The following is a 12,488-nucleotide window of genomic DNA, read 5'->3' on the forward strand; positions in this document are numbered from 1 at the left end:
GCGGTTTTTACAATTCATGGAAATGTAAGCATTTTCGATTTTCAAAGAATTTGGAAATCATACTTTAAGGTAAAGGAGATGTTTTTAAAATGAGTACAACACGCGGTCTTGAAGGGGTAGTAGCAACTACCTCAAGCGTCAGTTCCATCATTGATGATGTCCTGACTTATCAGGGTTTTGATATTGATGATCTTGCAGATAATGCCACTTTTGAGGAAGTTATTTATTTACTTTGGAATGGACATCTGCCAAAGGAAAATGAATTAAACGAACTTACGAAAGATCTTGCTGCAAATATGGACGTACCGAAAGAAATATTTGATTTCATGAAGCAGTATCCGATCGAAAAGGTACATCCAATGGCTGCACTTCGTACGGCTGTTTCCCAGCTTGGCTTGTACGATGAGGAAGCAGATGAAATGAATGAGGAATCAAACAAGCGTAAAGCTGTAAAGATTCAGGCACAGATTCCTGCAATTGTTACAGGTTTCTCCCGCATTCGCGAAGGAAAAGAACCAATTGCACCAAAAGCAGACCTTGGTTTTGCAGCGAACTTTCTTTATATGCTGAATAACGAAGAGCCGGATGAAACGTCTGTTACAGCATTTAACAAAGCGCTCGTTCTTCATGCAGACCATGAGTTGAACGCTTCGACATTTACGGCACGTGTCTGCGTAGCGACACTATCCGATATTTACTCCGGTGTGACATCCGCTATCGGAGCATTAAAAGGCCCGCTTCACGGCGGTGCCAACGAAAAAGTTATGGCTATGCTTTCTGAAATCGGCGAGACAGATAAGGCTGAAGATTACATTAAAAAAGCCATGGCGAATAAAGAAAAAATTATGGGATTTGGACACCGTGTTTACAAGCACGGCGATCCAAGAGCGAAACATCTTCGTGATATGTCCGAGCGCCTGACAAAAGTAACCGGTGAAACAAAGTGGTTTGATATGTCCCTGAAAGTAGAAGAAGTTGTAACCAACGAAAAAGGCCTTCTTCCAAACGTGGATTTCTATTCTGCTTCTGTTTACCACAGCCTCGGCATTGATCACGATTTGTTTACCCCTATCTTTGCAACAAGCCGTGTTTCCGGCTGGCTGGCCCATATTCTGGAACAGTACAGCGACAACCGCTTAATCCGCCCCCGTGCTGATTATGTAGGACCGGATAAGCAGAAGTACGTGCCGATGGATCAAAGATAATAGCGACAACGCAATAGTAAGAGAATAAAGGATTTCCTTTATTCTCTTTACTCTGCCGCAGGACAACATTAAAATAAATAGTGGTTCACTTATTCTAAGTAGGAGGTTTTTTTGAAATGGCTAATGGAGAAAAAATTACAACAAATAATGGAGTATTAAACGTACCAAATAACCCGGTAATTCCTTATATCGAAGGTGACGGTATTGGCCCGGATATCTGGGCTGCATCTGAAAAAGTTTTGGATGCTGCAGTTGAAAAAGCATACAACGGCGAAAAGAAAATTCACTGGAAAGAAATTCTTGTTGGAGAAAAAGCATACAACAATTCAGGAGAATGGCTTCCGGAAGAATCCCTTGATGCAATCCGCGAATACCTTATTGCTATCAAAGGACCATTAACTACTCCAATCGGCGGGGGCATTCGTTCATTAAACGTAGCTCTTCGTCAGCGCCTGGATCTTTTTACTTGCCTTCGTCCAGTACGCCACTTCACAAACGTACCTTCCCCGGTTAAGCGTCCGGAAGATGTAAACATGGTTATTTTCCGTGAGAACACTGAAGATATATATGCAGGTATTGAGTACAAGCAGGGCACAGACGAGGCGAAGAAAGTGATTAACTTCCTTCAGGATGAAATGGGAGCTACCGGCATTCGTTTCCCTGAAACATCCGGTATCGGCATCAAGCCTGTATCCAAAGAAGGTACAGAGCGTCTTGTCCGCGCAGCGATCGATTACGCACTTGAAGAAAACCTTAAAACTGTAACGCTTGTTCATAAAGGTAACATTATGAAATTTACAGAAGGTGCCTTTAAGACATGGGGATATGAGCTTGCTGAAAGAGAGTACGGCGAGAAAGTATTTACATGGGCCCAGTATGATGAGATCGTAGAAAAAGAAGGAAAAGAAGCAGCAAATGAAGCACAGGATAAAGCTGAAAAAGACGGAAAAATCATTGTAAAAGATTCTATCGCAGATATCTTCCTACAGCAGATTCTTACTCGTCCGAAAGAATTTGACGTAGTAGCAACGATGAACCTCAACGGTGACTATGTATCCGACGCACTTGCAGCACAGGTCGGCGGCATTGGTATTGCACCTGGAGCCAACATCAACTACGAAACAGGACATGCGATCTTTGAAGCAACACACGGAACAGCTCCTAAGTATGCTGGACTTGATAAAGTGAATCCATCTTCTGTTATTCTTTCCGGAGAGCTTATGCTCCGCCACCTTGGCTGGAACGAAGCAGCTGATCTTGTTATCGGCGCGATGGACAAGACAATTGAAAGCAAAGTAGTAACGTATGACTTTGCCCGTCTAATGGATGGCGCTACAGAAGTGAAATGCTCTGAATTTGGAGATGCACTTATCAACAACATGTAATTACGATACTGGGAGGAAATAAAGATGGCTATTAAACGCAGAAAAGTATCCGTTATCGGCAGTGGTTTTACAGGGGCAACAACAGCTATAATGACAGCCCAGAAAGAACTTGCAGACGTAGTCCTTGTAGATATTCCTGATATGGAAGGCCCGACTAAAGGGAAGGCTCTTGATATGCTTGAGTCCACTCCTGTTCAGGGAGCTGATGTGAATGTAACAGGAACATCAGACTACAAAGATACGGCAGGCTCTGACGTAGTGGTCATTACAGCCGGAATTGCCAGAAAGCCCGGTATGAGCAGAGATGATCTTGTAAATACAAATGCAAAAATCATGAAATCGGTAACGCGGGAGATTGTTAAGCATTCTCCGGAGTGTTATATTATCGTGCTGACAAACCCGGCGGATGCGATGACATACACTGTGTATAAAGAATCTGGTTTTCCTAAAAATCGAGTGATCGGACAATCCGGCGTGTTGGACACTGCCAGATTCCGGACATTTGTTTCCCAGGAACTTGGCTATTCTGTAGAAGATGTACAGGGCTTTGTTCTCGGCGGCCATGGTGATGACATGGTTCCATTAATCCGTTATTCCAGCGTAGGAGGCGTACCGCTTACTTCTCTGCTTTCCCAGGATAGAATTGATGCTATCGTGGAGAGAACAAGAAAAGGCGGCGGCGAAATTGTTTCTCTACTTGGAAACGGGAGTGCGTATTATGCACCCGGTGCATCCATTACGCAGATGGTAGAAGCAATTTTGAAAGATAAAAAGCGCATTATTCCAACCATCGCTTACCTTGAAGGGGAATATGGCTTTAATGACCTGTACCTCGGTGTTCCTACCGTTCTCGGCGGCGACGGCATCGAAAAGATCATTGAGCTTGATCTCACAGAAGAGGAAAAGGCGGCAATGGCCAAATCAGTAGAATCAGTTAAAGCTGTTATGGAAGCCCTGCCTGCTGAATAATGTAAAGAACGGCTCCCTTTTGGGGAGCTGTTTTTTTGTTACAGCAAAAGGAGAAGAATTTGAGCAATTATAAGAAAGTATAGTAAGATAGAAGAAAAGAAGATGAAATACGTTCAAAGTTATGCTTTTATTATTAGGGTATATAAAAGCGAATGGGGGAAGAAGATGGCACAGCGGTTGTTGGTTGTTGATGATGAAGAATCAATTCTTACGTTGATTACGTATAATCTAAAGCAGGCAGGGTTTGCGATTGATACAGCTTCGGATGGAAAAGAAGCGCTGCAGAAAGCAAAGAGTGAAACGTACGATTTAATCGTGCTGGATCTTATGATACCGGAGATGGATGGCCTTGAAGTATGCAGGCAGATCCGTCAGGAGAAATACCATATGCCTATCCTGATGCTTACCGCAAAGGACGATGAATTTGATAAGGTACTGGGCCTTGAACTGGGAGCGGATGATTACATGACGAAGCCGTTCAGTCCAAGGGAACTGGTGGCCCGGGTAAAAGCTATTCTCCGTCGTGTAGATAATGTATCGGGAGCAGAAGTGAAGGAAGAAGTAAAAAAGAAAGTCATTGGACACCTTACTATCTATCCGGATAATTATGAAGTTATTGCAGATGGCCGGGCGTTGGAGCTGACTCCAAAAGAGTTTGAGCTGTTACTTTATTTAACAAACAACAAAGGCCGGGTGCTTACAAGAGATCAGCTGCTAAACGCCGTCTGGAACTATGAGTTTGTCGGTGATACACGAATTGTCGATGTACATATCAGCCATCTCCGGGAAAAAATCGAACCAGCAGCGAAGAAACCGACTTTCATCAAAACGGTGAGAGGCCTTGGCTATAAATTTGAGGGACCTCCCTCTGCATGAAACGATTTCGAACGAGACTGATTCTAGGTATTATAGCGGCTATCTTTTTTGTGCTTGTTTCATTAGGGTTTTTAATCAGCAATTTAATGCAGGGGTATTACACAGACCAGTTGGTGGAGCGTTTGAGCAAAGAAGCACGCTTTACCGCGACAGCGGTAACAGACCTTAATCCGGAAGAGTGGCAGTCATTTGCAGACAGTGTGGAAGAGGATCTGGAAGTGCGTGTCACTATTTTAAATAACAATGGCGACGTAGTAGGAGATTCTACAGCAGAAACATCTGCTATGGAAAATCATCTGGACCGCCCGGAAATTCAAAATGCCGGCGAAGCAGATGGCTATAACATCCGGGTGAGTGAGACGTCTGGAGAGAGGCTCTTATATTACGCCCAGCCATTTGAAGACGGCTACGTCAGGCTCGCTTTTCCTATGGATCAGGTGGAAGCAGTGAATACACAGCTGTACTGGATCATTATAGCCAGTTTTGCCGTTGCTTTTATTATTATTTCTACTATCGCTTTCCGTATTGCCCATCAAATGACAGCACCGATTGATGAAGTGTCCAATGTGGCTCGGGAGCTGGCGAAAGGTAATTTTAAAGCAAGAGCATACAGCAATTCCAAAGATGAAATCGGGCAGTTGACCCGGTCGATGAACATGACAGCCTATAACCTGGACCAGATTACATCGAGCTATCAATCCCAGCAGGAACGTTTGGAAGCATTAATCGACCATATGGGAAGCGGTTTGGTATTTATAAACAACCGCGGTGATATTACGTTAATCAATCAATACTGTAAAGATATTTTTGAAGTGGATACCGATCAGTGGCTGGACTATTTGTATTATGAAGTGATTGAAGAAAAAAACCTGATTAAACTAATTCAGGAAATATTTTTAACAGAAGTGAAGGTGCGCAATCAGGTACAGCTTGCCGCTCCTTCCGGAATTAAGCATTACGACGTATATGGTGCGCCTATTTTAGGCGACCAGGACAAAATAAGAGGCATTGTCCTCGTTATGCACGATATTTCAGAACTAAAAAAACTGGAGAATGTGCGTAAGGATTTTGTTGCCAACGTCTCTCATGAGTTAAAAACACCGGTCACTTCTTTAAAAGGTTTCGCTGAAACGTTATTGGACGGAGCAATGCATGAGCCGGAGTTAACCAAGCAGTTTTTAGAAATAATATGGAATGAAAGCGACCGCCTTCAGGATTTGATTTCCGACCTTCTCGAGCTTTCCCGGATTGAACAGGAGCACTTTAATTTGTATATGCAGGATATTGCTCCCCTTTCTTTAATTGGGGAGGCAGTCAGCCTGCTGCGTCCGAAGCTTGAAGCCAAATCCCACCATCTTGATATTCAATGTGAAGAGAATATTGTAATGAGAGGTGATGCAGGACGCTTGAAACAGGTAATGATTAATTTAGTGGATAATGCCATCAGCTACACGCCTGATGATGGATCTATCCGTATTGTTATTACGCAGTCTGCGACGGAAACGGTCTGGAGAATTGAAGATTCGGGCATAGGGATCGCACAGGAAGAGCAGCCCCGCATTTTTGAGCGGTTTTACCGTGTGGATAAAGCCAGAAGCAGAAATTCGGGGGGAACCGGGCTTGGACTGGCGATTGTGAAGCATTTAGTGGAAGCCCACAAAGGGAAAATAAGAGTGGAAAGCGAAATGGGAAAAGGCACAGCTTTTATCGTTTCTTTTCCCACTCGTACAAACCAATCGAATTTCTAAATATTTACAAACTATTTACAATGGCTCAATGAATGGTTTACGTTCAAAGGCTATGATGAGATAGAACGGTTTCCTCTTCTGGAGATTTTATACCTCATCCCTTAAAATCTTTAGTAGAGCAACATCCCCTTAAAGACGAGTGCCCCCCCTTGGGCCTTGTCTTTTTTTTATGGTTGTTTCCCCGTGGTGTGAAAAAATCAGAACAGGCCTGCACTGCTTTTCCCTCTCTGGCAGAAGGAATGTATGATAAAATATAAGAGGTATGAAAACGGGATGACGGAGGTTTTATAGTGAATAAACTAGTATTGATTGATGGAAATAGTATTGCCTACCGGGCCTTTTTTGCCCTGCCTCTTTTGAATAATAAAAAGGGCGTATACACGAACGCCGTATACGGTTTCACGACGATGCTGCTGAAAGTGCTGGAAGAAGAAAGTCCTTCCCATCTTTTGGTTGCCTTTGATGCAGGGAAAACGACATTCCGGCACGAAACGTTTAAAGAATATAAATCCGGGCGGCAGAAAACACCAGGTGAACTTTCTGAGCAGCTGCCTTTAATGAGAGAGCTCCTGGAAGCATTTGATATTGCTTATACCGAAGTGAATAATTATGAAGCGGATGATATTATTGGAACCCTGGCTTCCCGGGCAGAGACGGAAGGCTGGGACGTTAAAATATATTCCGGTGATAAAGACCTTCTGCAGCTCGTATCCAAAAAAACGAGTGTGGCTTTAACGAAAAAAGGGATTACAAATGTAGAAACATATACTCCTGAAGCGATGCAGGAACGTTATGGCTTTGAGCCGGCGCGGATTGTTGATATGAAAGGATTAATGGGAGACAGCTCGGATAATATTCCCGGTGTACCGGGCATTGGGGAGAAAACAGCTTTAAAGCTTCTCCACGAATTCGGCACAATAGAAAAGGTGCTTGAATCGATTGATCAGATTTCCGGAAAGAAAATGAAAGAACGCCTGGAAGAGAACAAAGAACAGGCAATGATGAGCAAACAGCTTGCTGTGATAGAAACGAATGCCCCTTTAACAGTTTCTGTAGAAGATGCTGCGCGCAAAGAATACGACACGGATAAAATTATTGCTTTGTTTAAAGAGCTGGAATTTGAATCCCTAATTAAGAAATTTGATACAGAAGAAGAAGCGCAGCAGGAACTTGAGGACATCAATTTCACCGTTGTGGAAAAAGAAGTGACCGAAGAAATGCTGGCCTCCCCTTCTGCCCTTATCGTAGAAGTACCGAGTGAAAACTATCATGAAGCCGATATATGGGGGATTTCCATCGTCAACGAGTCCGGCGCCTACTATATTTCAACAGAAGCGGCTCTTGCTTCGGACGCATTTAAAACCTGGGCGGCAGACCCGGCGCAGGAAAAGTATATGGTGGATACGAAACGTGCCGTTGTTGCACTGGGGTGGAAAGGCATTGAACTCGCGGGTGTCACCCACGATATTTTGATAGCCTCTTATTTGATTGACCCTTCTGCCGGCTCGCATCAAGTGGCGGATATTGCCGAGCGGAACGCGCAGAAGAAAATAGACAGCGACGACGCGGTATTTGGAAAAGGAGCAAAGCGCGGCCGGCCGGAAGAGGATAAGCTCTCGGAGCACTTGGTCCGCAAAGGTCTGGCTGTATTTGAACTTAAGAAAGTTCTTGAGAAGAAATTAAAAGAAAACGAGCAGTTTGAGCTGTTTAAAGACCTGGAACTGCCGTTGTCGCTTATTCTCGGAACAATGGAGAAAACAGGCATCACCGTTGATACAGATCAGCTGAAAGCGATGGGCGAAGAGCTGACGGGGCGCCTGCAGACGCTTGAAAAAGAAATCCACGAGCTGGCGGGAACCGACTTTAATATTAATTCCCCGAAACAGCTGGGGCCGATTTTGTTTGAAAAACTGGGACTGCCCCCGTTGAAAAAAACAAAAACGGGCTATTCCACTTCGGCTGACGTGCTGGAGAAGCTGGCTGATCAGCATGAAATCATACCTAAGCTGCTTTTGTACAGACAGGTGTCGAAGCTTCAGTCCACATATGTGGAAGGTCTTTTAAAAGTAGTTCATGAGGATACCCACAAGATACACACGATGTTTAATCAGGCATTAACCCAGACCGGCAGGCTCAGTTCCACCGAGCCCAACCTGCAGAACATTCCTATCCGCCTGGAGGAAGGCCGGAAGATCCGCAAAGCCTTCACGTCTTCTGATAAAGGCTGGAGTATTCTGGCGGCGGATTATTCCCAGATCGAACTTCGTGTTCTTGCCCACATTGCAGGCGATGAAGGGCTGCTGGAGGCGTTTCGCAACGAAATGGATGTTCATACGAAAACCGCGATGGACGTATTTCATGTAAAAGAAGAAGACGTGACGGGGAACATGCGAAGAAGCGCCAAAGCGGTAAACTTCGGCATTGTTTATGGGATATCCGATTATGGTCTTTCCCAGAGTCTTTCCATTCCAAGGAAAGAAGCCCAGGAATTTATTGACCGGTATTTGGCCAGTTATCCCAAAGTCCGTGATTATATGGACTCTATTAAGGAACAGGCCCGCGAATATGGGTATGTGACAACGCTTTTAAATAGGAGACGGTATCTTCCAGAGATTACGAGCAGCAATTTTAACAGAAGAAGTTTTGCAGAGCGGACCGCGATGAATACACCTATCCAGGGAACGGCTGCAGACATTATCAAAAAAGCGATGGTGGATGTAACAAAAGCTCTTAAAGACAAAAAGCTGGAGAGCAGAATGCTGCTTCAGGTACACGATGAATTGATCTTTGAAGTACCAGAACATGAGTTAAAGGAAATGGAAGTGCTCGTGCCGGACGTAATGGCACGGACAATGGAGCTGGACGTTCCTTTAAAAGCAGATGTGTCCTACGGTGACACCTGGTATGATGCAAAGTAAGGAGAGCATAAGAAATGCCTGAACTTCCGGAAGTAGAAACAGTAAAAGAAACATTAAATCACCTGGTAGCGGGGAAAACATTAGAAAAAATAGAAGTCGGCTGGCCGAAAATGATTAAACGGCCGGACGATGCCGAAGCATTCGTGACGATGCTTTCCGGACAGAAAATTCACCGGGTTGCAAGAAGAGGCAAATTTTTATCTTTTATTCTTGATGATTATGTGATGGTCTCCCACCTTAGAATGGAAGGGCGCTATGAAATGGCTGCCGGCAATGAGCCGGATAAACATACCCATGTACGCTTTCATTTTACGGACGGCTCGGAGCTTCGCTACCGGGATGTCCGTAAATTTGGGACGATGCACATTTTTAATCCCGGCGAAGAGCAGACAAGCCTGCCATTATCCCAGCTGGGCCCGGAACCGGTAAACGATTTATCGTTTACATCGGCTTATCTGAAGGAGATATTCGCAAAAACAAGCCGTACGATAAAAACAGTCCTGCTGGATCAGCGGGCCATTGCGGGACTTGGCAATATTTACGTGGATGAATCATTGTTTCGTTCAGGAATTATGCCGAATAAAAAAGCCAGGCTGTTGAACAACAAACAAATCCAAAGCCTTCATACAGAAATAACGAGTACTATTGCAGAAGCGATTGCAAGTGGAGGAAGCTCTGTTCGTTCCTACGTGAACGGCCAGGGAGAAATGGGAATGTTTCAAAACCAGCTTTACGTGTATGCACGAAGGGATGAGCCTTGTAAAAAATGCGGCACGCCTATCGAAAAGATGATAGAAGCAGGAAGAGGTACTCATTACTGTCCATCCTGCCAGGGATAAAGTAAAGGAGCGATACGGTGATTATCGGGCTTACAGGGGGCATTGCTACTGGAAAGAGCAAGGTAGCCGATTTTTTAATGAAGCATGGGCTGCCCGTAGTAGATGCAGATAAAGTAGCAAGGGAAGTAGTGGAACCGGGAGAGAAAGCGTACAGTCAAATCATTGATCATTTTGGAACGGAAATGCTCGAAAAAGATGGCTCCATCAATCGTAAAGAACTGGGTCGTGTGATTTTTTCGGACAGAGAAAAGCGCGAAATACTCAATCAGATTGTTCATCCGGCGGTACGTCAGAGAATGATAGAAAAGAAAGAACTGCTGCAAGAGCAGGGAAATGAACTGGTTGTGTTTGATATTCCCCTGTTGATTGAAAGCAAACTGCAGCACATGGTGGATCTGGTTGTCCTCGTATATGCGGAGCCGGCTGTACAAATGGAGCGGTTAATGGAACGTGATAATCAGGGAACAGAAGATGCCAGAAACCGGATAGCGTCCCAGATGCCTATTGATGAAAAAAAACAGCATGCGGATGAAGTGATTGATAACAGCGGATCGGAAGAAGAAACCGAGCAGCAGATACTCGAGCTCAGCCGCAAATACAGCTGGAATTTATAAGAAAAAGCGGGAATGACATGAAAATATGTTATTCCTGCTTTTTTTCGAATATGAGGTTCAATTTATTCGTTATTATGTTATACTAATCACATAAAACACCGATTAGTATATCACAATTAATGAGGAGGCCTTTCTGCATGAAAGCAAAAGTAGCGATTAACGGTTTTGGCCGCATAGGCCGCATGGTATTCCGCAAGGCGATGTTGGATGAAGAACTAGAGGTAGTAGCGGTGAATGCAAGCTACCCTGCGGAAACGCTGGCTCACCTTATTAAGTATGACACAATACACGGTAAATTCGAAAAAGACGTGAAAGCAGAAGAAGGCAAATTAATTATCGATGGACAGACCGTAACGCTTCTTCAAGACAGAGATCCGGCTAATCTGCCGTGGAAGCAAATGGAAATAGATGTAGTGATTGAAGCAACGGGTAAATTCAAAACCAGAGACACGGCAGGCCTTCATTTAAAAGCAGGGGCCAAGAAAGTCGTTATTACTGCTCCGGCTAAAGAGGAAGACGCGACTATTGTTATGGGAGTAAATGAAGCAGATTACAATCCGGCGGAGCACCACATTATTTCGAACGCTTCCTGCACGACGAACTGTCTTGCTCCGGTAGTAAAAGTGCTCGATCGCACGGTCGGAATTGAAAGCGGATTAATAACGACGATCCACTCTTATACGAACGACCAGAAAAATATAGACAACCCCCACAAAGATTTAAGACGTGCCAGAGCCTGCGGGCAGTCTATCATTCCTACTACGACAGGAGCCGCCAGGGCTATTTCAAAGGTGCTTCCTGAGCTGGAAGGCAAAATGAACGGAATGGCTCTGCGGGTGCCGACGCCAAACGTCTCGCTGATCGATATTGTAATCGATACAAAAAAAGAGGTGACCGTAGAAGAAGTAAATGAAGTGCTTCGTTCTGCTTCTGAAAACGACATGAAAGGCATTATCAGCTTCAACTATGACCCGCTTGTTTCCATTGACTACAATGGAGATGAAAATTCTGCGATCATTGACGGCCTTTCTACAATGGTTATTAATAACAGGCAGATTAAAGTTCTTGCCTGGTACGATAACGAATGGGGCTACTCATGCCGCGTTGTTGATCTTGTGCGCTATGTGGGAAAGTCGGTTCAGAAAAGCTCGATGATAAGCGCTTAATGTAAGAAGAGAAAACAGGAGCAGCAAGAGCTGTCCTGTTTTTTTACTGTGGAAAAAGGGTAATGGAATATAGGCCTCACCATTGCAAATCTATTCTAAAAAACGTATACTAACTTTTGTGAATATGTCTCAGGCATGCTTCATTTATATGTAGCAGTAAGGGTTAGGACCTCATTTGGACTAACTTTCCCCCAAGGCTGGACGTTAGTATAATGAAAAGAATCCGTGGCATATGATATTTATAGTAAAGGGGGAGTCCACCCATGGATACAATGGGAAGACACGTTATAGCTGAACTATGGGGCTGTAACATTGATAAATTAAACGATAGAGAAGCAATGGAAAATGTGTTTGTGAATGCAGCATTAGAAGCCGGAGCGGAAGTAAGAGAAGTAGCGTTTCATAAGTTTGCCCCTCAGGGAGTAAGCGGCGTAGTGATTATTTCAGAATCCCATTTGACCATTCACAGTTTTCCGGAGCATGGATACGCGAGCATTGACGTTTACACCTGCGGGGACACGATAGACCCTAACGTAGCGTCTGATTATATAGCAAAAGCTTTAGAAGCCACGGAAAAAGAAACATTGGAGCTTCCGAGAGGAATGGGTCCGGTGCAGGCAGAGAAATCAGAAGCAAAAGTACTATAAAAAGTATAGATGAACCCCGTCTGAAGGCAGTGTCTCAGGTGGGGTTTTTCGTTACTGTCCAGGATTTTAGAAAAGTGATATGATAAGAACAACGAATAAAAGCATGCGAGGCTAAGCAGAT

General features: G+C 44.2%; 10 protein-coding genes. All 10 read left to right on the plus strand.

The genetic code is table 11. The annotated features are described in order from the left end of the window. Positions 1–89 precede the first annotated feature (89 nt). The 10 genes from citZ (at position 90) to speD (ending at position 12,367) form a co-directional block, all read left to right on the plus strand. On the plus strand, positions 90–1,205 hold the full coding sequence (gene citZ / locus AC5W2J_RS08750; RefSeq protein WP_496059096.1) for a citrate synthase: 1,116 nt from the start codon (positions 90–92) through the stop codon (positions 1,203–1,205). Positions 1,206–1,321: 116 nt separating this feature from the next. Then, complete coding sequence (icd, locus tag AC5W2J_RS08755) at positions 1,322–2,590, plus strand: NADP-dependent isocitrate dehydrogenase (protein ID WP_496059097.1); 1,269 nt, start codon at positions 1,322–1,324, stop codon at positions 2,588–2,590. A 24-nt stretch (positions 2,591–2,614) separates the two neighbouring features. Continuing rightward, a complete protein-coding gene (gene mdh, locus AC5W2J_RS08760) occupies positions 2,615–3,559 on the plus strand; it encodes a malate dehydrogenase (RefSeq protein ID WP_496059098.1) in 945 nt (314 codons plus the stop codon). Between the two features lie 165 nt (positions 3,560–3,724). Continuing rightward, positions 3,725–4,435: a response regulator transcription factor gene (locus AC5W2J_RS08765; RefSeq protein ID WP_496059099.1), complete on the plus strand. Its 711-nt coding sequence runs from the start codon at positions 3,725–3,727 to the stop codon at positions 4,433–4,435. Then, positions 4,432–6,183, plus strand: coding sequence for a two-component system histidine kinase PnpS (pnpS, locus tag AC5W2J_RS08770; RefSeq protein WP_496059100.1), 1,752 nt, complete (start codon positions 4,432–4,434; stop codon positions 6,181–6,183). The genes AC5W2J_RS08765 and pnpS overlap by 4 nt, the downstream gene beginning before the upstream one ends. A gap of 290 nt (positions 6,184–6,473) precedes the next feature. Continuing rightward, positions 6,474–9,101: a DNA polymerase I gene (polA, locus tag AC5W2J_RS08775; protein WP_496059101.1), complete on the plus strand. Its 2,628-nt coding sequence runs from the start codon at positions 6,474–6,476 to the stop codon at positions 9,099–9,101. A 14-nt stretch (positions 9,102–9,115) separates the two neighbouring features. After that, positions 9,116–9,940, plus strand: coding sequence for a DNA-formamidopyrimidine glycosylase (mutM, locus tag AC5W2J_RS08780; protein WP_496059102.1), 825 nt, complete (start codon positions 9,116–9,118; stop codon positions 9,938–9,940). Between the two features lie 17 nt (positions 9,941–9,957). Beyond that, the gene (gene coaE / locus AC5W2J_RS08785; protein WP_496059103.1) at positions 9,958–10,554 is read left to right on the plus strand and encodes a dephospho-CoA kinase; all 597 of its coding nucleotides are present in this window, start codon (positions 9,958–9,960) and stop codon (positions 10,552–10,554) included. A gap of 137 nt (positions 10,555–10,691) precedes the next feature. Further along, positions 10,692–11,720: a glyceraldehyde-3-phosphate dehydrogenase gene (locus AC5W2J_RS08790; protein WP_496059104.1), complete on the plus strand. Its 1,029-nt coding sequence runs from the start codon at positions 10,692–10,694 to the stop codon at positions 11,718–11,720. 263 nt (positions 11,721–11,983) lie between these two features. After that, positions 11,984–12,367, plus strand: coding sequence for an adenosylmethionine decarboxylase (speD, locus tag AC5W2J_RS08795; protein ID WP_496059105.1), 384 nt, complete (start codon positions 11,984–11,986; stop codon positions 12,365–12,367). Positions 12,368–12,488 lie beyond the last annotated feature (121 nt).

Source organism: Sinobaca sp. SA16-1 (assembly GCF_059510515.1).